Origin of the sequence: Klebsiella sp. CN_Kp106 (genome assembly GCF_040064575.1) — a bacterium.
Classification (GTDB): domain Bacteria; phylum Pseudomonadota; class Gammaproteobacteria; order Enterobacterales; family Enterobacteriaceae; genus Klebsiella; species Klebsiella michiganensis.
Genome location: NZ_JBEAIG010000001.1, coordinates 291,260 through 312,962, shown reverse-complemented (window position 1 = coordinate 312,962; position 21,703 = coordinate 291,260). Strand labels below are relative to the sequence as shown.

At 57.5% G+C, this 21,703-nt stretch carries 21 protein-coding genes; 8 read left to right on the top strand and 13 right to left on the bottom strand.

From position 1 onward, the window contains the following. Window positions 1-207: 207 nt before the first annotated feature. The gene (locus ABLU96_RS01395; protein WP_032748221.1) at window positions 208-750 is read right to left on the bottom strand and encodes a DUF3251 domain-containing protein; all 543 of its coding nucleotides are present in this window, start codon (window positions 748-750) and stop codon (window positions 208-210) included. Between the two features lie 147 nt (window positions 751-897). Here ABLU96_RS01395 and nrdR point away from each other — a divergent pair, with 147 nt between their 5' ends. The 6 genes from nrdR to pgpA all read left to right on the top strand — a co-directional run bounded on the left by nrdR (window position 898) and on the right by pgpA (window position 5,004). Next, entirely contained in the window at window positions 898-1,347 is a 450-nt protein-coding gene (nrdR, locus tag ABLU96_RS01390) for a transcriptional regulator NrdR (RefSeq protein WP_014228162.1), read from the top strand. A gap of 4 nt (window positions 1,348-1,351) precedes the next feature. After that, a complete protein-coding gene (ribD, locus tag ABLU96_RS01385; protein WP_025107180.1) occupies window positions 1,352-2,455 on the top strand; it encodes a bifunctional diaminohydroxyphosphoribosylaminopyrimidine deaminase/5-amino-6-(5-phosphoribosylamino)uracil reductase RibD in 1,104 nt (367 codons plus the stop codon). Between the two features lie 93 nt (window positions 2,456-2,548). After that, window positions 2,549-3,019, top strand: coding sequence for a 6,7-dimethyl-8-ribityllumazine synthase (gene ribE, locus ABLU96_RS01380; RefSeq protein ID WP_004129690.1), 471 nt, complete (start codon window positions 2,549-2,551; stop codon window positions 3,017-3,019). Between the two features lie 19 nt (window positions 3,020-3,038). Further along, the gene (nusB, locus tag ABLU96_RS01375; protein ID WP_004099457.1) at window positions 3,039-3,458 is read left to right on the top strand and encodes a transcription antitermination factor NusB; all 420 of its coding nucleotides are present in this window, start codon (window positions 3,039-3,041) and stop codon (window positions 3,456-3,458) included. 75 nt (window positions 3,459-3,533) lie between these two features. Beyond that, window positions 3,534-4,508, top strand: a complete 975-nt coding sequence (gene thiL, locus ABLU96_RS01370) for a thiamine-phosphate kinase (RefSeq protein ID WP_014228164.1) — start codon at window positions 3,534-3,536, stop codon at window positions 4,506-4,508. Further along, window positions 4,498-5,004 (top strand): phosphatidylglycerophosphatase A, encoded by a 507-nt coding sequence (gene pgpA / locus ABLU96_RS01365; protein ID WP_004133926.1) that lies wholly within the window; start codon window positions 4,498-4,500, stop codon window positions 5,002-5,004. Before thiL ends, pgpA begins: the two co-directional genes overlap by 11 nt. Window positions 5,005-5,155: 151 nt before the next feature. Here pgpA and ABLU96_RS01360 read toward each other — a convergent pair whose 3' ends face one another. From ABLU96_RS01360 to xseB, 4 genes are read right to left on the bottom strand one after another with little or no spacing between them, the layout of a single operon-like run. Beyond that, on the bottom strand, window positions 5,156-6,130 hold the full coding sequence (locus tag ABLU96_RS01360) for an aldo/keto reductase (protein WP_064377632.1): 975 nt from the start codon (window positions 6,128-6,130) through the stop codon (window positions 5,156-5,158). 60 nt (window positions 6,131-6,190) lie between these two features. Then, a complete protein-coding gene (gene dxs / locus ABLU96_RS01355) occupies window positions 6,191-8,053 on the bottom strand; it encodes a 1-deoxy-D-xylulose-5-phosphate synthase (protein WP_025107179.1) in 1,863 nt (620 codons plus the stop codon). 18 nt (window positions 8,054-8,071) lie between these two features. Continuing rightward, window positions 8,072-8,971 carry a (2E,6E)-farnesyl diphosphate synthase gene (gene ispA / locus ABLU96_RS01350; protein ID WP_004848218.1) on the bottom strand — a complete coding sequence of 300 codons (900 nt, stop codon included), beginning with the start codon at window positions 8,969-8,971 and terminating at the stop codon, window positions 8,072-8,074. Then, a complete protein-coding gene (gene xseB, locus ABLU96_RS01345; RefSeq protein ID WP_004099468.1) occupies window positions 8,972-9,214 on the bottom strand; it encodes an exodeoxyribonuclease VII small subunit in 243 nt (80 codons plus the stop codon). 213 nt (window positions 9,215-9,427) lie between these two features. Between xseB and thiI the strand changes: the two genes are divergently transcribed. Continuing rightward, window positions 9,428-10,876: a tRNA uracil 4-sulfurtransferase ThiI gene (gene thiI, locus ABLU96_RS01340; protein ID WP_014228166.1), complete on the top strand. Its 1,449-nt coding sequence runs from the start codon at window positions 9,428-9,430 to the stop codon at window positions 10,874-10,876. Window positions 10,877-10,933: 57 nt separating this feature from the next. On the opposite strand, the gene yajL is transcribed toward thiI, so the two are convergent. Together yajL and panE are read right to left on the bottom strand one after the other, a co-directional pair. Then, entirely contained in the window at window positions 10,934-11,524 is a 591-nt protein-coding gene (yajL, locus tag ABLU96_RS01335) for a protein deglycase YajL (RefSeq protein ID WP_004848222.1), read from the bottom strand. Further along, window positions 11,487-12,398 (bottom strand): 2-dehydropantoate 2-reductase, encoded by a 912-nt coding sequence (panE, locus tag ABLU96_RS01330; RefSeq protein ID WP_004848223.1) that lies wholly within the window; start codon window positions 12,396-12,398, stop codon window positions 11,487-11,489. The genes yajL and panE overlap by 38 nt, the downstream gene beginning before the upstream one ends. 142 nt (window positions 12,399-12,540) lie before the next feature. Between panE and ABLU96_RS01325 the strand changes: the two genes are divergently transcribed. Then, window positions 12,541-13,032 carry a YajQ family cyclic di-GMP-binding protein gene (locus tag ABLU96_RS01325; RefSeq protein ID WP_004129715.1) on the top strand — a complete coding sequence of 164 codons (492 nt, stop codon included), beginning with the start codon at window positions 12,541-12,543 and terminating at the stop codon, window positions 13,030-13,032. 103 nt (window positions 13,033-13,135) lie between these two features. On the opposite strand, the gene ABLU96_RS01320 is transcribed toward ABLU96_RS01325, so the two are convergent. The 6 genes from ABLU96_RS01320 to ABLU96_RS01295 all read right to left on the bottom strand — a co-directional run bounded on the left by ABLU96_RS01320 (window position 13,136) and on the right by ABLU96_RS01295 (window position 21,697). Next, window positions 13,136-14,500 (bottom strand): MFS transporter, encoded by a 1,365-nt coding sequence (locus ABLU96_RS01320; protein ID WP_004848226.1) that lies wholly within the window; start codon window positions 14,498-14,500, stop codon window positions 13,136-13,138. A 155-nt stretch (window positions 14,501-14,655) separates the two neighbouring features. After that, the gene (locus tag ABLU96_RS01315; protein WP_047724313.1) at window positions 14,656-15,834 is read right to left on the bottom strand and encodes a Gfo/Idh/MocA family oxidoreductase; all 1,179 of its coding nucleotides are present in this window, start codon (window positions 15,832-15,834) and stop codon (window positions 14,656-14,658) included. Window positions 15,835-15,926: 92 nt separating this feature from the next. Continuing rightward, a complete protein-coding gene (locus tag ABLU96_RS01310) occupies window positions 15,927-17,327 on the bottom strand; it encodes an MFS transporter (RefSeq protein WP_064405106.1) in 1,401 nt (466 codons plus the stop codon). Between the two features lie 407 nt (window positions 17,328-17,734). Continuing rightward, window positions 17,735-19,099 carry an aromatic acid/H+ symport family MFS transporter gene (locus ABLU96_RS01305; protein WP_046876999.1) on the bottom strand — a complete coding sequence of 455 codons (1,365 nt, stop codon included), beginning with the start codon at window positions 19,097-19,099 and terminating at the stop codon, window positions 17,735-17,737. A 10-nt stretch (window positions 19,100-19,109) separates the two neighbouring features. Next, the gene (locus ABLU96_RS01300; protein ID WP_025107174.1) at window positions 19,110-19,928 is read right to left on the bottom strand and encodes a TIM barrel protein; all 819 of its coding nucleotides are present in this window, start codon (window positions 19,926-19,928) and stop codon (window positions 19,110-19,112) included. 65 nt (window positions 19,929-19,993) lie between these two features. Beyond that, window positions 19,994-21,697 (bottom strand): FAD-dependent oxidoreductase, encoded by a 1,704-nt coding sequence (locus tag ABLU96_RS01295; RefSeq protein ID WP_064405104.1) that lies wholly within the window; start codon window positions 21,695-21,697, stop codon window positions 19,994-19,996. Window positions 21,698-21,703 lie beyond the last annotated feature (6 nt).

Here is a 21,703-nt window from a genome sequence, read left to right as displayed (position 1 = left end):
TAGGAATCATTGCTCACAAAAATATGTGTTGTTTCACATAACGAACACATGCGTAATCGATTGCGTTCACGATTTTATGCATTTCTTGCGGGAATGCCACCGAAATTCATAAATTCTGGCAATTTTTAGTGAACTGAATGGAAAATCTGTAAGTGGATTAGCATGAGGGGAGGGGAGCCGGATGTTCAGGGCATCCGGCTGAGGGCGTTACGGCGTGTTTGCGGGCTGGATATCGTGGATGCGGACAAAGCCAACCTGCTCGGGCGTTACGCCATTCAGGCGTAGCGGAATATCGACGTCGCTCGGCGCCAGAACGCTTGCCGGCGCGCTAATCAGCTGATTTTGTACGTTAACTTCCTGATAGCTATCGGTGGTGCCGCTGATCTGCCCGGAGGCGACCGTCGCGCTAAAGGCCGGCAGCGGATCGTTTGATTCACCCTGGATACGCAGGGTCAGGCGGGTACCGTCGCCATCCGGCGCGATATTGAGCAGCGACATGCGCAGCGTACCAATCTGGCTTTTCAGACGGGCCGGCGTTTTCGCCTCCGGCAGCAGGTATACGCCGCTGTTTGATTTCGCGTTCAGAACGTTTTGCTGAGTAATTTTTACCGTTTGCTGATTGAGCTGGGTCATCTCTTTGCTCAGGGTGCTCACGCTCTGGTTCATCTGGCGGATTTCGCTTTGCTGCGCGCAGGCGCTGAGGGTGAAAATGCTACCCACAATGGCCAGCTTTAAATAACGTCTTGTCATAGTTGGGATTCCGTTAACAGAGGATGCTTAATGGTAGACCGATCGGATAATCGCACTATAGATCCTTTGTCTCAAAAGCTCTTTCTTTGTTGTCGGGTCACTTCGCGGTAAACTACCCGTTAGTTTAACTACATGTCAGGACGCGCCATGCATTGCCCTTTCTGTTTCGCCGTAGATACCAAAGTTATCGACTCTCGTCTGGTGGGCGAGGGCTCTTCCGTGCGTCGTCGTCGTCAGTGTCTGGTCTGTAATGAACGTTTTACGACGTTTGAAGTGGCGGAACTGGTGATGCCGCGAGTCGTAAAAAGCAACGACGTGCGCGAGCCTTTTAATGAGGACAAACTGCGCAGCGGTATGCTGAAAGCGCTGGAGAAGCGCCCGGTCAGCTCAGACGATGTCGAAATGGCGGTTAACCATATAAAAACCCACCTGCGCGGGACCGGCGAGCGGGAAGTGCCGAGCAAAATGATCGGCAACCTGGTGATGGAACAGCTGAAAAAGCTCGATAAAGTCGCCTACATCCGCTTTGCTTCCGTCTATCGCAGCTTCGAAGATATCAAAGAGTTTGGCGAAGAGATCGCCCGCTTACAGGACTGAGCCCATGCAGGATGAAATATACATGGCGCGAGCGCTGAAGCTGGCCGCGCGCGGACGCTTCACCACGCACCCAAACCCGAATGTCGGCTGCGTGATCGTTAAAGATGGCCAGATCGTCGGCGAAGGTTTTCACTATCGCGCCGGTGAACCGCACGCGGAAGTGCACGCGCTGCGCATGGCGGGCGAAAAAGCGAAAGGCGCGACGGCGTACGTCACGCTGGAGCCCTGTAGCCATCACGGGCGAACGCCGCCGTGCTGCGAGGCGCTGATTGCCGCAGGGGTGACCCGCGTGGTTGCGGCGATGCAGGACCCGAACCCGCAGGTCGCGGGTCGCGGTTTGTACCGTTTGCAGCAGGAAGGGGTCGACGTCAGTCACGGGCTGATGATGAACGAAGCCGAGGCGCTGAATAAAGGTTTTCTTAAGCGGATGCGCACCGGTTTTCCCTGGATTCAGTTAAAAATGGGCGCATCGCTGGATGGGCGCACGGCGATGGCCAGCGGAGAGAGCCAGTGGATCACCTCCCCGCAGGCGCGGCGCGATGTGCAGCGCCTGCGCGCGCAAAGCCACGCCATCCTGACCAGCAGCGCGACGGTGCTGGCGGATGACCCGGCGCTAACCGTACGCTGGGACGAGCTCAACGCCGACACTCAGGCGCTGTACCCGCAGGAAAACCTGCGCCAGCCTTTGCGTATCGTTATCGATAGTCAGAATCGCGTCACGCCGCAGCATCGTATCGTGGAGCAGGCGGGTGAAACGCTGTTTGCCCGTACCCGTGCAGATGAACGCCAGTGGCCGGAGAACGTACGCACGCTGCTGGTGCCGGAGCATAACGGTCGCCTGGACCTGGTGGTCCTGATGATGCTGCTGGGCAAACAGCAAATTAACTCGATCTGGGTGGAAGCAGGCCCCACCCTTGCCGGCGCGCTGCTGGAGGCCGGGCTGGTGGACGAGCTTATCGTCTATATTGCGCCTAAACTGTTAGGCAGCGATGCGCGCGGATTATGTGTACTGCCGGGGCTTGAGAAACTTGAGCAAGCACCCCATTTCAAATTCAATGAGATACGTCATGTAGGCCCGGATATTTGCCTGCATTTAGTGAACGCTTGATTTCCCCGGACAAAAGGGAAAGCAGTGCGCCGATTATTATGATAGAATCCGCCCCCCTTGCGGGGCCAAATGAACTGAACCCGAAGGAAGAGTATGAACATTATTGAAGCTAACGTTGCTACCCCGGACGCTCGCGTCGCCATCACCATCGCGCGTTTCAACAACTTTATCAACGACAGCCTGCTGGATGGCGCGATTGACGCCCTGAAGCGTATTGGCCAGGTCAAAGATGAAAACATTACCGTGGTTTGGGTTCCAGGCGCGTATGAGCTGCCGCTGGCGGCTGACGCACTGGCGAAAACCGGTAAGTATGACGCAGTGATCGCGCTGGGTACCGTTATCCGTGGCGGCACCGCGCACTTTGAATATGTGGCTGGCGGTGCAAGCAATGGCCTGGCGCACGTCGCTCAGGACAGCGGAATCCCGGTAGCCTTCGGTGTTCTGACCACAGAAAGTATTGAACAAGCCATCGAACGCGCTGGCACCAAAGCCGGTAACAAAGGCGCTGAAGCCGCGTTGACCGCGCTGGAAATGATTAACGTATTGAAAGCCATCAAGGCCTGATTTTTGTAAGGGGAATTCCGTGAAACCTGCTGCTCGTCGCCGCGCCCGTGAGTGTGCTGTCCAGGCGCTTTACTCCTGGCAGTTGTCCAAAAACGACATCGCTGATGTCGAATACCAGTTCCTGGCGGAACAGGATGTGAAAGATGTAGACGTTCTGTATTTCCGCGAACTGCTGTCCGGAGTGGCGACTAACAGCGCGTATCTCGACGGCCTGATGAAGCCGTATCTTTCTCGTCTGCTGGACGAGCTGGGTCAGGTGGAAAAAGCGGTGCTGCGTATCGCACTGTTTGAGCTGTCAAAGCGTAGCGATGTACCGTACAAAGTTGCGATTAACGAAGCCATCGAACTGGCGAAAACCTTTGGCGCTGAAGATAGCCATAAGTTTGTCAACGGCGTGCTGGACAAAGCTGCCCCGGTAATTCGTCCCAACAAAAAGTAAATTCCAGGGCCGGTTTTTGCAGAGTCTCACTTCTGCAAACCGGCCTTATTCTTTTCTTTTTCTGAGGCATAACGTATGGCATGCGGCGAATTCTCCCTGATTGCCCGTTATTTTGATCGCGTAAAAAGCGCACGTCTTGATGTTGAAACCGGCATTGGCGACGACTGCGCGCTCCTGAACATCCCCGAGAAAAAAACGCTGGCAATCAGCACCGACACCCTGGTGGCGGGAAACCATTTTTTACCCGATATCGACCCTGCCGACCTCGCCTATAAAGCGCTGGCGGTCAACCTGAGCGACCTGGCGGCAATGGGCGCTGAACCGGCGTGGCTAACCCTGGCCCTGACCCTGCCGGAAGCGGACGAAGCCTGGCTTGAGGCCTTTAGCGACAGCCTGTTCGTGCAGCTTAATTATTACGATATGCAGCTCATTGGCGGCGATACCACGCGCGGACCGCTGTCGATGACGCTGGGTATTCACGGCTATGTGCCGACGGGACGCGCTTTGAAGCGCTCCGGGGCAAAGCATGGCGACTGGATTTACGTCACCGGCACGCCGGGAGACAGCGCAGCGGGTCTGGCGATTTTGCAGGATCGGCTGCAGGTTGAAGATGACGCCGACGCGGATTATCTCCTGGCGCGCCATCTGCGTCCGCTGCCGCGGGTTCTGCAGGGGCAGGCGCTGCGCGATTTGGCGAACGCCGCCATCGATCTCTCCGACGGCCTGATTTCTGACCTGGGGCATATTCTCAAGGCCAGCGGCTGCGGCGCGCGCGTCGATCTTGATGCGATGCCGTTCTCGGATGCGATGCTGCGCCAGGTTGAGCCTGAGCAGGCGCTGCGCTGGGCGCTCTCCGGCGGTGAAGATTACGAGCTGTGCTTTACCGTACCTGAACTCAATCGCGGGGCGCTGGACGTGGCCCTTGCCAACCTCGGCGCGCGTTTTACCTGCATTGGGCAGATCCTGCCGGAATCGGAAGGTCTGCAGTTCACACGCGAAGGTAAGCCCGTCACGTTCGATTTTAAGGGATACGATCATTTTGGCGCGTAGTAGAGATGTGGCGAAAAGCCGCCTGAAGATGAGCAACCCCTGGCATCTGCTGGCAACGGGATTTGGCAGCGGCCTTAGCCCCGTGGTTCCCGGCACCATGGGATCGCTGGCGTCGATCCCCTTCTGGTATTTGCTGACCTTACTCCCCTGGCAGCTCTATTCGCTGGCGGTGATGATGAGCATCTGCATTGGCGTCTATATTTGCCACCGTACGGCGAAAGATATGGGTACCCACGATCATGGCAGCATTGTCTGGGATGAGTTTGTCGGGATGTGGATCACCCTGATGGCTCTACCGACGATGGACTGGCAGTGGGTCGCCGCTGGATTTGTGATTTTCCGCCTCTTTGATATGTGGAAGCCGTGGCCCATCCGCTGGTTCGACCGCAATATCCACGGCGGGATGGGGATCATGGTGGACGATATTGTCGCCGGGGTGATTTCCGCCGGGGTGCTGTACGTGATTGGCCACCACTGGCCGATTGGTCTTTTTTAAACCAGTCTGGCCCGGCTGGCCTGGCGCCTCTGGGAAATTGAGCAGGCAGGCTTTTCCCGGAGGCGGTGGTGAACTCGTCGTCCGCAGATGCTGGTGAACCTGTAGCCCGGCTAAGCGCAGCGCGAGCCGGGAATCGGCAGGGAACCGCGCGTTACTTGAACCCCACAATCGGGTGCGGTTTATACGGCGTCTCCAGCTTTTCAATCTGATCCGGCGTCAGCGTTAAATCGACCGCATGCAGCAGCTCATCCAGCTGCTCCTGCCTTGAGGCGCCGATAATCGGCGCGGCCACGCCCGGCTTGCTCAATAGCCAGGCCAGAGCCACCTGCGCGCGGTTGGCGTCAAGCTCTTCCGCGACTGCGGCCAGGTTTGTCGCGATCAGTTCATCATTCTCATCAGTGGCATTGTAAAGCGCCTTACCGACTTCATCGGATACCAGACGGGCGGTGGTTTCTCCCCACGGACGGGTCAGGCGACCGCGCGCCAGCGGACTCCACGGCATCACCGCGACGCCTTCACGGCTGCACAGCGGCAGCATTTCGTTTTCTTCTTCACGATAAATCAGATTGTAGTGATCCTGCATGGTGACGAAGCGGGCCCAGTTATTCTGCCGCTGTAGCGCTAACGCCTGGGCAAACTGACGGGCATGCATTGACGATGCGCCGATATAGCGGGCTTTACCCGCCTTGACGATGTCGTTTAGCGCTTCGAGAGTTTCTTCAATGGGCGTGGTGTAATCCCAGCGATGGATTTGCAGCAGATCGACATACTCCATGCCGAGGCGGCGCAGGCTGTCGTCAATGGAGCGCAGGATCTGCGCGCGCGACAGTCCCTGCGGCAGATCGCCCACCTGATGGTAAACCTTTGTGGCGACGATCACGGAATCGCGACGAGCATACTCACTCAGCGCGCGCCCGAGGATCTCTTCGCTGCTGCCGTCAGAGTAGTTATTCGAGGTGTCGAAGAAGTTAATGCCGCCCTCGAGGGCGTATTTTATCAGCGGGCGGCTGCTCTCTTCCGGTAAGGTCCATGCATGGTTACCGCGGTCCGGTTCGCCAAAGGTCATACAGCCGAGGCAGAGTCGGGAAACGCGGAGATCGGTATCGCCAAGAGGGATATAGTGCATAGTGCGCTCCTGCTACGGGTAAAGGGTATCCTTTAAGCATAGCAGGAGCGGTGGCGGCAATTATGCCAGCCAGGCGTGGATTTTGGCTTCTATTCCGGCGGCGTCCAGGCCGAGGTCGGCGTGCGCTTCTTCCTGGGTTCCCTGCGGGATAAAGAAATCAGGCAGGCCGAGATTGAGCACAGGAATCGCGCGGCGGCGGGACATCAGCAGCTCATTCACGCCGCTGCCCGCACCGCCCATAATGGCATTCTCTTCCAGGGTGACCAGCACTTCGTGTTCTGCGGCCAGCTGTAGCACCAGCGCTTCATCCAGCGGTTTGGCAAAGCGCATATCCACCAGGGTGGCGTTAAGCTTTTCCGCGACTTTTGCCGCCTGCGGCAGCAGCGTGCCGAAGTTCAGAATCGCGATTTTTTCACCTTCGCGTTTCACTACGCCTTTACCGATAGGCAGCGAGGCTAGCGGTTCAAAGGCCGCGCCGGTACCGGAGCCGCGCGGATAGCGCACCGCGCTCGGGCCGTCGTTGTAGTGATAACCGGTATACAGCATCTGGCGGCACTCGTTCTCATCGCTGGGGGTCATGATGACCATGTCAGGAATGCAGCGCAGGAAGGAGATATCAAACGCGCCCTGATGGGTTTGCCCATCGGCGCCGACGATACCCGCACGGTCGATAGCGAACAGCACCGGCAGCTTCTGGATGGCGACATCGTGAATCACCTGATCGTATGCGCGCTGCAGGAAGGTGGAGTAGATCGCCACCACCGGCTTATAGCCGCCGATCGCCAGGCCGGCGGCAAAGGTCACCGCGTGCTGCTCGGCAATGGCCACGTCGAAATACTGGTCGGGGTATTTTTTCGAGAACTCGACCATCCCGGAACCTTCGCGCATCGCTGGCGTGACGGCCATCAGCTTGTCATCTTTCGCGGCGGTTTCGCACAGCCAGTCGCCAAAGATTTTCGAGTAAGAGGGCAGGCCGCCGCTGCTTTTCGGCAGCACGCCGCTGGTGTGATCGAATTTTGGCACCGCGTGGAAGGTGATCGGGTCTTTTTCGGCGGGCTCATAGCCGCGGCCTTTTTTGGTCATAATATGCAGGAACTGCGGCCCTTTCAGGTCGCGCATATTCTTCAGCGTATTTACCAGACCGATAACATCATGACCGTCCACCGGCCCAATGTAGTTAAAGCCCAGCTCTTCAAACAGGGTCCCCGGAACCACCATCCCTTTGATATGTTCCTCGGTGCGTTTGAGCAGCTCTTTAATCGGCGGCACGCCAGAGAAGACCTTTTTGCCGCCTTCGCGCAGCGTGGAGTAGAGTTTGCCGGAGAGCAGCTGCGCCAGATGATTGTTTAGCGCACCGACGTTCTCGGAGATCGACATTTCGTTGTCGTTGAGCACCACCAGCAGATCGGGTTTGATATCGCCAGCGTGGTTCATCGCTTCAAACGCCATCCCGGCGGTTATCGCCCCGTCGCCGATTACGCAAACCGCGCGGCGCTGCTTATCCTCTTTGGCTGCGGCGATAGCTATGCCGATTCCGGCAGAGATGGAGGTCGACGAGTGGCCGACGCTCAGGACGTCATACTCGCTTTCTCCGCGCCACGGGAAGGGGTGCAGCCCGCCTTTCTGGCGGATGGTGCCGATCCGATCGCGGCGTCCGGTCAGAATTTTATGCGGGTAAGCCTGGTGGCCGACGTCCCAGATCAGGCGATCGAAAGGCGTGTTGTAGACGTAGTGCAGCGCCACGGTTAGTTCTACCGTACCGAGCCCGGAGGCAAAGTGTCCGCTAGAGCGGCTGACGCTGTCCAGCAGATAACGCCGCAGTTCGTCGCACAGTTTCGGCAGGCTATCTTTCGGCAACAAACGCAACTCCTGGGTGGAATCCACCAGCGCCAGGGTCGGGTATTTGGCAATATCAAAACTCATCAGAGACTCATTTATTGTTTATTTATCACGCTGAATTATGTAATTCGCGAGCGCTTCCAGTGCCGTGGTATCCAGAGATTGCGCGGCCAGCTCAGTTAACGACCGGCGGGCGTCGGTAATCAGGTCAAAGGCCTTTTTCCGGGCTTGCTCGAGTCCCAAAAGGGCGGGGTAGGTACTTTTGCCCAGCTGCTGGTCGGCTCCCTGACGTTTGCCAAGTGTGGCAGTATCCCCTACCACGTCGAGAATGTCATCCTGGACCTGGAAGGCGAGACCGATGTTCTCGGCGTAGCGATCGAGAGCGGGTAGCGCCCTGCGTCCGGCTTCACCTGCGCTCAGCGCGCCCATTCGTACCGCGGCGCGAATCAACGCGCCGGTCTTATGGCGGTGAATTCGCTCCAGCGACGTCAGATCAACCTGATGGCCTTCCGCTTCCAGATCCAGCGCCTGACCGCCGCACATACCCGCGATGCCGCTGGCCTGGGCCAGCTCAGAAATCATCGCCAGGCGATCGCGATCCGGCACTTCCGGCATCGGCGCATCACTCAGTATAGAAAACGCCAGCGTTTGTAGGGCGTCTCCGGCAAGAATTGCGTTCGCTTCGCCGAATTTTATATGGCAGGTCGGCTGGCCGCGGCGTAAATCGTCATCGTCCATCGCCGGGAGATCATCGTGCATCAGCGAATAGGCATGGATGCATTCGACGGCGGCGGCAGGGGCATCCAGCGTAGCGCGGCTAACGCCAAACATATCGCCGGTCGCGTAAACCAGGAACGGGCGCAGGCGTTTGCCGCCTAATAGTGCGCCATACTGCATGGCTTCGACCAGCGGAGTGTTCTGAAAGGGCTGCGGAGCGATAAAACGGCGCAGCGCTTCGTTAGCCTGCTCGACGCACGCCTGTAGCTGTTGCGGGAAGTCCATTTATTCAGCGTCCGGCGTAAAAGGGGTAAGCGGCGCGTCTTCGCTATCCGCCAGCAGAATTTGTACGCGCTGTTCGGCCTGCTGCAGCTTTGCCTGCCCCTGGCGCGCCAGCTGGATCCCGCGCTCGAATTCGCCGAGCGCTTCTTCTAACGGCAGCGAGCCGCTTTCCAGACGATTAACAATTTGCTCCAGCTCGCCCAGGGCGGTTTCAAAGCTGGCCGGGGCCTCATTTTTCTTTGGCATAGTGAATATAGACTCTTGTAATGTCTCGATGGCTATCAATATGGTAACGAAGTCGCGCGGTTAATCAAATAACGCGCAATGCCAGGTGAAAAGCGTCCAATAGTGGTATACTCCGCGCCCTGGATGCAGACGCCAGTCGCGCCTGTACAACTTTTTATGCTTAAAGCCCCGTCGGGCTAGCCAACGACGGGCTTGCCAACGAATAGTGTCGCCATGAAGTTTATCATTAAATTGTTCCCGGAAATCACCATCAAAAGCCAATCTGTGCGATTGCGCTTCATTAAAATTTTAACCGGGAACATTCGTAACGTTCTCAAAAACTATGATGAGACGCTTGCCGTCGTTCGTCACTGGGATCATATCGAGGTCCGGGCGAAGGATGAAAACCAGCGTCCGGCTATTCGCGATGCCCTGACCCGTATCCCCGGTATCCACCATATTCTGGAAGTCGAAGACGTTCCTTATACCTCTCTGCACGATATTTTCGAGCAGACGCTGCCGCTGTGGCGTGACGCGCTGGAAGGTAAAACGTTCTGCGTGCGCGTTAAGCGTCGCGGTAAGCATGAGTTTACCTCAATCGAAGTGGAGCGCTACGTCGGCGGCGGTTTGAACCAGCATATTGAAACGGCGCGAGTGAAGCTGACCGATCCCGATGTGACGGTTAACCTCGAGATCGAAAACGATCGCCTGCTGCTGGTTAAAGGGCGCTACGAAGGTATCGGCGGTTTCCCGATCGGCACCCAGGAAGACGTGCTGTCGCTCATTTCCGGCGGTTTCGACTCCGGCGTTTCCAGCTATATGCTGATGCGCCGCGGCTGCCGCGTGCATTACTGCTTCTTTAACCTCGGCGGCGCGGCCCATGAAATCGGCGTGCGTCAGGTCGCGCACTATCTGTGGAACCGCTTCGGCAGCTCACACCGCGTGCGCTTCGTGGCGATTAACTTCGAGCCGGTGGTGGGTGAGATCCTGGAGAAAGTCGACGACGGTCAGATGGGCGTGGTGCTCAAGCGCATGATGGTGCGCGCGGCGTCAAAAGTCGCCGAGCGCTACGGCGTCCAGGCGCTGGTCACCGGCGAGGCGTTAGGCCAGGTTTCCAGCCAGACGCTGACCAACCTGCGCCTGATCGACAACGTCTCGGATACGCTGATTCTGCGTCCGCTGATTTCGCACGATAAAGAGCACATTATTGACCTCGCGCGTGAAATCGGCACTGAAGATTTTGCCCGCACCATGCCGGAATACTGCGGCGTTATCTCGAAGAGCCCCACCGTGAAAGCGGTGAAGGCGAAGATCGAGGCGGAAGAAGAGCACTTCGATTTCAGCATCCTTGAGAAAGTGGTGGCGGAAGCGAGCAACATTGATATCCGCGATATCGCTCAGCAGACCGAGCAGGACGTAGTGGAAGTGGAAACCGTCAGCGGTTTTGGCCCTGACGACGCGATCCTCGATATCCGCTCTATCGACGAGCAGGACGATAAGCCGCTGAAGGTGGAAGGCGTGGACGTGGTTTCTCTGCCGTTCTATAAGCTGAGCACCAAATTTGGCGATCTCGACCAGAGTAAAACCTGGCTGCTGTGGTGCGAGCGTGGGGTGATGAGCCGCCTGCAGGCGCTGTATCTGCGCGAGCAGGGCTTTGAAAACGTGAAGGTATATCGCCCCTAGTTCTTCAGGAGCAAGGCGTAATCATGAAAACGGCAACCCTGGGTTGCCGTTTTGCATTTATTCGTAGTAGTTATAAATTCCTGCCGCCATCACCAGCTGTGAAGCGACTTCGTGCGCTTTTTCGCGTCCAACCAGCAGGTCGATCATCTTCAAGGCGAAATCAATTGAGGTTCCCGGCCCCTGGCTGGTGAGCAGCTTAACGCGAGCGTCCCAGACGACGCGCTTATCCTGCCACTGCTCGGCGGGAATGCGTTCTTTCAGCGCCGGAAAGCCGGTCATATTGCCGATGGGGAAAAGGTTGTGCGGCACCAGCACGGTCGGCGCCGCGGCGCAAATCGCCGCAACGATGCGCCCGGAAAGATGGAATTGACGTACTGTTTCAACCAGCAGCGGGCTGTCGCGAAAGCACTCCGCACCCTTAATGCCGCCGGGCAGAACAAGGATATCGAAATCGCCATCGGCCACTTCGACCAGCGGCGCATCGGCCAGCAGCTTAACGCCGCGCGAGCAGACAATGGTCAGGCTGCCATCGCTGGCAACGCTGGCGGTCGTGACCTTTACTCCTCCGCGAACGAGTAAATCAATGGTGGTGACCGCTTCGGTCTCTTCGCTACCAGGGGCGAGGCAAATCAGTGCCGACGCGCTCATATTCATTCTCCTTACGCTTTACCAGTTCAAACAGGCGGGTATTCTCAGGTACGGCGATACCGTGGGCTCGGGCGCGTTTTAACAGATAACCGGTGATATAGTCGATTTCCGTATGGCGCTGGGCGAGAATATCCTGCAGCATGGAGGAGGTATTTTCTGCCGTACTTTCAATAACCTGATGTACATAGAATAACAGGTTTTCCGGCGAGGTATGCATCCCCTCGCGATCCATCACCGCCGCAACTTCATAACAAATCGCGGCGACCTCCTGCGGGTATTCGCGTAAATCGCCGTTCTGACAGTTTTTTAACGCCGTCAGCGGGTTAATCACACAGTTTACCGCCAGCTTGCTCCAGGTCGCGGGGTAGATATTGTTATGCCAGGCGACGTCGGGCAGCACGCTCTGCAGTACATCGGCGAGATAGCTATAATCCTCAGGGTAGGCTTTCGCCGGGCCAATATGGCTGGTGCCGTTGGCGACGTGGACGATCACGTTGCCGTCGCGGCGGGCCGCCTGCGTTGTCGAAGCCAGAAGCAGCGGCTGTTTGAGGCTCTTAAGCTCGTCAACGGTACCCATACCGTTGTGCATGAGCAGAACAGGTACTGACGACGGCAGGATGGCGCTCAGGTTTTTTACCGCGTTAGAGACCTGCCAGGCTTTGAGGGTGACCAGCAGCAGGTCGCTGCTGGCGAGAAAATCAGGATCGTTAGCGGTAAACGATTCATTAAACACGCTGCCGTCGGTTTCAATCACATTGACGCTACAGAATGGCTGTGGGACGCGTAACCAGCCCTGGACTTCATGTCCGTGTTTGTACAGCGCAGTTAGCCATAACTGTCCCAGTGCACCGCATCCGAGTACGGTTACTTTCATTATTCCTCCTCACCTGTGAGTGCTGCATCAGGTGCTCATGGCTAAAGTATAGCGTTATCAGTTATCCTTTCGGGATAACAAGTTGAGTTATGTCGCGTTGCGGGTATTATGCAACGCAAAAGAAACTGAAGGAGAGGAAAAGATGCCATCTTTCGATATTGTCTCTGAAGTCGATCTTCAGGAAGTTCGAAACGCCGTAGAGAACGCGACCCGCGAAGTTGAATCGCGTTTTGATTTCCGTAACGTCGAAGCGAGCTTTGAGCTGAACGAAAAAAACGAGACCATCAAGGTCCTCAGCGAGTCTGATTTCCAGATTAACCAGCTGTTGGATATTCTGCGCGCCAAGCTGCTGAAACGCGGAATTGAGGGCAGTTCTATCGAAGTGCCGGACGAGTTCGTGCACAGCGGTAAAACCTGGTTTGTCGATGCGAAGCTGAAGCAGGGCATTGAGAGCGCGACGCAGAAAAAAATCGTCAAGCTGATTAAAGACAGCAAGCTGAAAGTACAGGCGCAGATCCAGGGCGAAGAGATTCGCGTTACCGGTAAATCTCGTGACGACCTGCAGGCGGTTATGGCGCTGGTGCGCGGCGGTGATTTGGGCCAGCCGTTCCAGTTCAAAAACTTCCGCGATTAAAAGAGTCCCGTCTGTCGGCCGGGCACGGCGTTAGCCGCCGCCCGGCAGGACACAAAGCACCGCTCAGAATCGTTTTTGCCTGCCTGAACAAAGGTGCTCGCTTTTATATCCCTTTGATTGCCTGCTCAATTTCAAAGCGGTTGGTGATCTTGCTGTCGATTTTGATATACACCGAACGCTCTTCGCTAATCACCAGCACCTCTTTGACGCCCTCTTTAGCCCGTAAGCGCGCTTCGAGCATTTTGTCCGCGGCGATATCCTCCGGGATCTCGACCCGCAGGCTGCTAACGTACGGCGGCTCGCTCATGGTGCTGGCCACCAGCAGCCACAGCATCGCCAGCAGGGCGCCGAGCAGGAAGACGGTTTGCGAATCAAAAAAGCCATCCACCCAGCCGCCGAGCGCTCCGCCGATGGCCACGCCAAGGAACTGGCTGGTGGAGTAAATGCCCATCGCGGTGCCTTTATATCCGGCCGGTGATTCTTTACTGATTAACGACGGCAGCAGCGCTTCCAGCAGGTTAAACGCGAGGAAAAATAGCTGAACGCCGGCGACCAGCTCCCAGAAATAGCCTCCGGCACCCCAGAGTACGATTTCAGCAATCAGCAGGATGGCGACGCACAGCAGAAAGACGCGCTTCATTTTGCGCTTCACTTCGGCGTAGATAATAAACGGCACCACCGCGACAAATGAGACCAGCATGGTGACCAGATAGATTTTCCAGTGCTCGGCGGCGGGGAAACCGGCGGCCTCAAGCTGGCCCGGCAGAGCGACAAACGTGGACATCAGCATGATATGCAGGCACATAATGCCGAAATTGAGCTTCAGGAGTTTTGGCTCAGCAAGAACTTTGCTGAAGCAGCCTTTCACCATACCGGACTCGCGGTTCAGCACGTGATTCTGGCTGTTCGGCACCACCCATAGCGTCAGCAGGATGCCGAGCGTCGCCAGAACAGCAATCATCCAGAACAGGGCGTGCAGGCCGAGCTGGTGGGTAACGACAGGCCCGAGAACCATGGCGATAGCAAAGGTGACGCCAAAGCTGACGCCGATAAACGCCATGGCTTTAGTGCGGTTTTGCTCGCGGGTTAAATCGGAAAGCAGCGCCATGACCGCGGCGGCAATCGCCCCGGAGCCCTGCAGCGCGCGGCCAAGAATAATGCCCCAGATAGAGTCAGAAAGCGCGGCGATAACGCTGCCGACAACGAAGATTAACAGGCCGCCGACGATCAGCGGCTTACGGCCAATGCGGTCAGAAAGCAGCCCGAAAGGTATCTGGAATAGCGCCTGAGCCAGCCCGTAAATACCAATTGCCAGTCCGATAAGGGCTTCGCTTGCGCCCTGTAACGCCATGCCGTAAGTGGTCAGAACCGGCAGGACCATAAACATGCCGAGCATGCGCAAAGAGAATACGGTCCCCAAACCCCAGGTCGCACGCAGTTCGCCTGGCGTCATTTTATTATCGTTCATTACCACCTCAATATAAAAACTGCGCATAGTGTAGTGGGGGGAAACAGAAGCGTAAATAAATGTTTGTTTAACAGATATTACGACTGTGTTGCATGATGAGGTGAGTACGGTAGAAAGAAAAAACCAGTGGAGGGGCCTCCACTGGTGTTCAGCGGTTATTGGCAGTTAAAGTCAACCCACTGGCCGCCTGCGTCGGCGGATTTGACGCACTGCTCAACCCAGTAAACGCCGTGAAGACCGGCTTCGACGTCCGGATACCAGAAGGTCTCCAGGAACGCCTGGTCCCCGCGATCCATCGCGTCGATGGCGATAGCGTAGCGGCGATAGAGGTTGGCCCACGCCTCGAACAGCCCTTCAGGGTGACCGCCGCCAATGCGGTCGTCCGCCAGCGCCTGCTGGCTGAGATAGGGCATCCCGCGCTCGAGGACGCGAGCCGGTTCGCCCTGTACCTCATAGCTGAGCTGATTTGGACGCTCATCCCACCATTCGATGCTGGCTTTTTCGCCAATGACGCGGACTTTTTGCGAGTGCATCGCGCCGCTGTTGACCGCGCTGGTCCACAGTGAGCCAACGGCGCCGTTGTTATATTCCATCAGCACAAAGGCGTTATCTTCCAGCGGCGCGCGAGATTTGACGAAGCTTTGACGCGCGCACATCAGGCGGGTGATGTTCAGGTTCGGCACCATCGTCTCGGCAATAAATAGCGGATGGGTCGCCAGATCCCCCAGCACATAGCTAGGGCCGGCATATTTGGGCGTTACCCGCCAGCGGGTGGATTCAGCCTGTAGCTCAACGGCTTCATTATGAAAACCGTGGGCGAACTGCATATTAATAATGCGGATCTCGCCGAGCATCCCTTCCGCTATCATCTGCCGCGCCTGCTGGATCATCTGGTGCCCGGCATAGCCGTACGTGACGCCGATAATTTTATTCTGCTTTTTGCTTAGCGCCAGCAGCTCGCGCGCTTCGTCGGCGGTAAAGCACAGCGGTTTTTCGCAAATAACGTGCAGCCCGGCTTCAAGCGCCGCTTTAGTGATAGCGAAGTGAGTATTGTTCGGCGTCGTTACCGATACGGCTTCAATGCCGTCAGGGCGTTTGGCCTCCTCCGCGAACAGCGTTTGGTAATCGGCGTAGCAGCGTTCAGGAGCGATGCCGAGCTGCTCGCCGAATTGACGACCGCGCTCGGCATCGATATCAAGCGCGCCGGCGAGCAGAGTAAAGACGTTGTCGCGAAGCGCCGCACAGCGGTGGCTGTAGCCAATCTGGCTGGTGCCGCCGCCGCCGACCATGCCCCAGCGCAGGGAGCGGGATAAGGGTTTCATGCCGTTTAACATGATGGTGCACTCCTCAATGATAGAGATCCTACGGATTTCAGATGTTCTTCTGTGTACCCGCGCTCGCCGAGCGCGGGCCTGGTTCTAAGGTTTTACATCTCGCCACGGGCTTCGCGTTCTTTCAGGTCATGCATGATCTGCGGGTATTGCTTATCCAGGCGATAAAACAGCAGGGTGATAATGACCACGATCCACAGGAAGAAAGAGCCGTAGAGATAAACGTGGTTAATCATGTCGATAGCGCTTTGCGGCTGAACGCCGGATCCGCTGCTGGAGCTGACGTAACCCGCCATGCTCAGCAGGCCGGAGATAACCGCGGCGGCAATACCTGCGCCGAGTTTCGTCCCAACGGAACCGGCGGAGAAGATCATCCCTTCCTGTCTGACGCGCGTTTTCCACTGGCCGAATTCGACGGCATCGCCGCAGAAGCCGAACAGCACGGCGTTCAGCGGGGCGAAGCCAATACCGCGAATAATCGCGTTTGCCAGCGCCCAGTGGTAATCATCAGAGTTAAACATAAACAGCACCTGGCCGATGGTCGCCAGCACGATACCGCAGAGGGCAACGTTGCGTTTACCGTATTTGCGGATGGGCACGGAGCTCAGGAAGGTGAAAATAATAATGCAGGCGGTTTCGGCAACGAAAATGGAGCTATAGAAGGTATCGTCACCGAGCACGTAGCGGCAGTAGTAAGGCAGCGCGATCCCTACCACGGTGTAGTACACGCTTTGCGCGGTCCACAGGATGGCGCTGGCCCAGAAGTACTGGTTACGAAAAAGCGCGGAAAGCTGGGTTTTTACCGGTACGTTTCCCTGTTTTTCTCGCGCTTTGATGACCACCTTTTCTTCGCATTTATAAAAGCAAAACAGCAGCAACAGCAGCGCCAGAAAAGCCCAAATAGACATGGTTTTGATCCACGCGGCCTGATCGTCGCCAAAGTACTTCACCAGCGGCAAAGTGCAGGCAACGGCGAGAATACGACCAAAAGGCGACATCGACATTCGGGTGATGCTGAGCATATCCCTTTCCCAGGAGGCGCGGGTCATCATCGCAGAGAGGCTGCCGTAGGGGAGGTTGATGGCGGTATAGCACACGGTGGTGCAGAAGTTATAGGCGACCAGCAGATAGAGAAACTGCAGCGTGCCGGTGGTCTGCGGGACGGTGAACAGTAAAATTGCCGATACGGCGTAGGGCACGCTCATCCACAGCAGCCAGGGGCGTGATTTACCCCAGCGAGAGTTCGTGCGTTCCACCATCAGGCCCATGATGACATCGGAAACGCCGTCAAACAGACGTGAGATCAGCATCACCAGGCCAACGGTGGCGATGCTGATGCCGACATAGTCGGTATAAAACAGGGTTAAAACCGTGCCGATCATGCCGAACACGACGTTACAAGCGGTATCGCCGCCGCCGTAAGCGATTCGGGTAGCCCAGCTTAGCTTATCGCTGCGTGCTGCCGCGGGAGAGAGAAGAATCTGCTGTTCACTCATGGTCAATTCCTTTGTCTGGAAGGACAAGTCAGGACCTCTGCGCCAGTTCCACCGGCACGACCTTATCCTGAATATCAGCCAGAACATAAGGAAATATTTATTTCATTTCAATGTTTGTTTGGAATTTAATTTCTGTATATGCGAGGCGGATCGAAAAACCGTAAAAATTGAGCCGTAAATTTTTTGGTTACAGCTATCAAGCCATTCTGATTGATAAGGTTATTAAGTGTTTTTCTGGGCGACGTTTGATTTGTTTCTTGTATGTATTTAATGATTTTGCACTGTGGTTTTGTGAAGTGAATCGATACTGCATGGCATTTTTATTTTTCATTATTCATTTAAATGAAATTAATTTTTCTTTTTTGGGCAGGCGTGTTTTTGAAACACGCCTGCCTTAGCGTCAACGTTTAAAATGTACTTCTGACGGGCGCGGTTGACGCGGTGGCCCTTGCCGACGGGCCAGCCGCGAAAATACCTTTGGCCGCCAGCCCGGCGACGGTTATCGCGGCGGGAATGCCAAGGATCAGGAAAACGCTTTCGAAGCTGATATTCAGCGCCAGCATCTCCGCCCCGGCAAAGGCGCTCAGGATCGCGCCCATGCGGCCAACGCCGTGCATCCAGCTGGAGCCGGTAGCCCGTGCTTCGGTAGGATAGTAGCGGGCGGAGAGCGCGTTCATGCCGGTATTGGCGCCGTTTAAGCAGGCTCCGCTGATAAACGCCAGCAGGCAGATGAGCGCAAAGCTTGCCGCGGCATAGCCCATCGCCATCGTAAACAGGCCGCCAACCGCGTAAATCAGCCCGAGCGCCCGATGTGGGTTGATCCGGTCCATTAGCCAGCCCGCAAACAGCGAGCCAAGGGTTCCCCCAGCCTGGTACATTGCGGTCATTACCGCCGCCTGGCCGACCGTTAAGCCCACCTCTTTTACCAGCGTCGGTAGCCAGCTGCCGAGGAGGTAAACCAAAAAAAGCCCCATAAAGTAAACCAGCCAGAGCATCATCGAACCGAAGCGATACTGGCGGGAGAGAACGATGCGCATGGCATTTGCCTGGACGGGCTGGGCCGGGAGGCTGAACTCGGCCTCATCGGGGATTTGTCCCGGATAGAGGCGTTGCATAATCCGCCGAATACGTTCGGCAGGCGCGCGCTTAACGACCAGAAAACGCACCGATTCCGGTAACAGCCAGATCAGGACCGGAGCGAACAGCAGCGGGAGGATCCCGCCAAGCAGCATCAGCGAGTGCCAGCCAAACTGCGGGATTAGCCAGGATGCGGAGAAACCGCCCGCCGCCGCGCCAAAGGTGAAGCCGCAAAAAATAATCGTAATCAGGAACGAGCGCTGGCGCTCCGGCGCATACTCTGACACCAGGGTGCCGATATTCGGCATGGCGGCGCCTAATCCCAGCCCGGTCAGGAAGCGGAAAACCATCATCTGCTCAATATTTTGTGAAAGGGCGGTGGCGATGGTCCAGAAGCCGAAGAAGAAGACGCTATTAATGATAATTTTTTTCCGTCCCAGCCAGTCGGCGAGCGGCCCGGAGAAAATGGCCCCCAGCGCCAGGCCTATCAGCGCGGCGCTGATGACAAAACCGAGTTGGTGATTGCTTACTCCCCATTCCTGCTTCAGCGTCGGGGCGATAAATCCCATGATGGCGATATCAAAGCCGTCCAGCGCGATAACGCAGAAGCCTAAAAACACCACCAGCTTCTGAAAGCGGCTTAGCGGATTGGCGTTGATTAACTCCCTGACGTCCAGGCGTTGAGTCTGTGTCATGGGACTCTCCTTATGCGCAAGGGCGCAGGTAGGACTGCGCGGCGTTAAACAGCAGCTGAGCGCGAGCGAGCGGCGGCAGCGCACCCCGATCGCCGCTTAGCGGGACCTCGATGGATACCGGCAGCGTGGCCGGAAGCGCCGCCATCAGACCGTGCAGGTCGAGTCCGCCTTCGCCGGGGACCTGGCGCGCGGCGCGGGCCTGGTAAATCAGCTCCTGCTCGTCAGCGGGGGGTTGCGGTGAGGCATCGCAAAGCTGCATATAGTTGAGGCAATTTTGCGGTAGCGCCGCGATCGTGGACAGGGATTCGCCGGCCCGCCAGAAGTGAATAGCGTCAATCAAAATACCGATATCGCTGCGGCCGCTGGCGGTGATGAGCGCCCGGGCTTCGGCAATGGTGCGCAGGTGGGTCCAGGGCATGGGTTCCAGGTTCATGGTTAATCCATGCTCCTGGCCGGCTTCGGCAAGCCGGGCGAGATTTCCCGCGCTGCGCGCGCGGTTATCATCGTTTCCTGCCACTAAAACCTGCTTTGCGCCAAGGCGCGCGGCGGTAGTAAGAAAAAGCTGCAAACGAGCGTCCACTGAAAAATCGGGCGTCAGGCGGACGATCTCAACGTCCGAAACGCGAACGCCGGTTTCCATCAGCGCCGCCAGGGTATCGCGTACGGCGGCGGTGTCGCCGAGCATGTCGTAATCCGGATCTGACGGGGTTGCGGGAAGCAGGCGCAGACCAACGTGGGTGAATCCGGTCTGGGCCGCAATGCGTACCTGTTCCGGCGGCGGAACGTCGAGGAGGGTAAGCGCGGCGAGTGAGAGGGTTCGCATGTTCATAAAGGACTCCAGTACAGTTGCAGGTGATTGTTGTTATGCGTATTGCCGTCCCTGGTGGAATGCTTTTACTGCGTTGTTTTATTGAGATTTTCTGCCAGGTTTTTTCCGACCAGATAGCCAAAAGTCATGGCCGGACCCAGCGTGATACCGCCGCTGGGATAGAATCCCCGCATCACGCTCGACATATCGTTGCCGATGGCGAAAAGCCCCTGGATCGGCTGCCGCTGCGCGTTGAGAACACGGGCATTTTCATCGGTGATTAGTCCACTGAAGGAACCCAGCGAGCCGGGCAATATACGTACCGCATAAAAAGGCCCATGGCTGAGTTTCCCGAGCGTGGGGTGGGGCGAGCGGCTGGCGTCACCCTGCGCGCGGTTATAGGCCGAGGCGCCGCGCTGAAAATCCTTATCCTCTCCCTGGTCTACAAAGCCGTTAAACCGGGCGATCGTTTCCGTTAGCTGCTGCGGATTGATGGCGCATGTTTTCGCCAGCGCTTCCGGCGTCTCACCGACGTACAGATAGCCGGTCCGTCGCCAGGCCTCGGGGGTAAACGGGAAGGGGCGAGCATGGCCCAATCCGTAGCGCCGCAGCGCACGGCCGTCGGCAATTAGCCACGCCTGCGGCGTTTCGCCCGACGGCGTCGCGTCCAGCAGCGCGGCAATAAAATCATGATAAGAGTCGGCTTCATTGGTGAAGCGTTTACCGTTAGGCAACACGGCAATAAAGCCGGGCTTAGCGCGCTCAACCAGATGCGGGAACGGCAACTGCAGTCCGCTGGCGAGGGTAACGCGCGACACCGGCGCCCAGGCCATGGCGTGCCTGAGTGAGGTATCAAACTGGCCGCCGACCGCTTCGCCGAGCTGAATGCCATCCCCCTGATTGCCCGGGGGCGCGGCGGAGAAGTGGCCGTAGCCGCTGGCGGCGTGCGGCACATTTTCGGCCAGACGCTGCCTATCGTGAGGAAAGCCTCCGCAGGCGAGGAGCACCGCGCCGGCGCGAACCTTCAGCGCGCCGCCGTCGCTGCGTAATATCGCGCCTGCAACGCCGTTGTTGTCGGCAAGCAGACGTTCTACCGGCGCGTTAAGCTGAAAATTAACCCCCGCATCCAGCGCCGAACGCAGCAGGCGGGCGACCAGCGCGTTGCCGTTAACCAGATGCTGTCCGCGACCGGCGCGTAGCCGCTGCCAGCCGTGACGCAGCAGGCGGCGGGTCGCATACAGCGCCGAGCCCGGTGAGCGGGTCGCGTTGAAAAAGTGCGCCATGTCCGTGCCGCCGGCAATGCCCATACCCGCAAGGCTGATGGTCTCCAACGGAGGCCGCAGGCGATGCAGCCAGTCGCCCAGCAGCCGTCCGTCAAAAGGCTGCGCCGTGACCGAGCGGCCGCCCAGCGCAGCGCCCGGTGAAGCGTGAAAATCGGGCATTTTGCTGCCGGAAAGAAACTGCACGGCGGTACGGCGGCGGAAAAAGTCGATCATCTCCGGTCCGTACTGTAAGAAGGCAAGCAGACGCGCATCGGCAGGCTCACCGTCCATTTCATGGCGTAAATAAGCGAGCGGCGCGCCCGGTTCTTCTTCAATCCCTTCTTCACGAGCCAGCGGGTTACGCGGGATCCACAGCCAGCCGCCGGACCAGGCGCTGGTGCCGCCAATGACCGACTCTTTCTCCGCAACCAGTACGCTGGCGCCGCCGAGCGCGGCGGTGACGGCGGCAGAGAGCCCCGCCGCGCCGGAGCCGACGACCAGAACATCCACGTTCATCTGCCCGCTCATGACCCT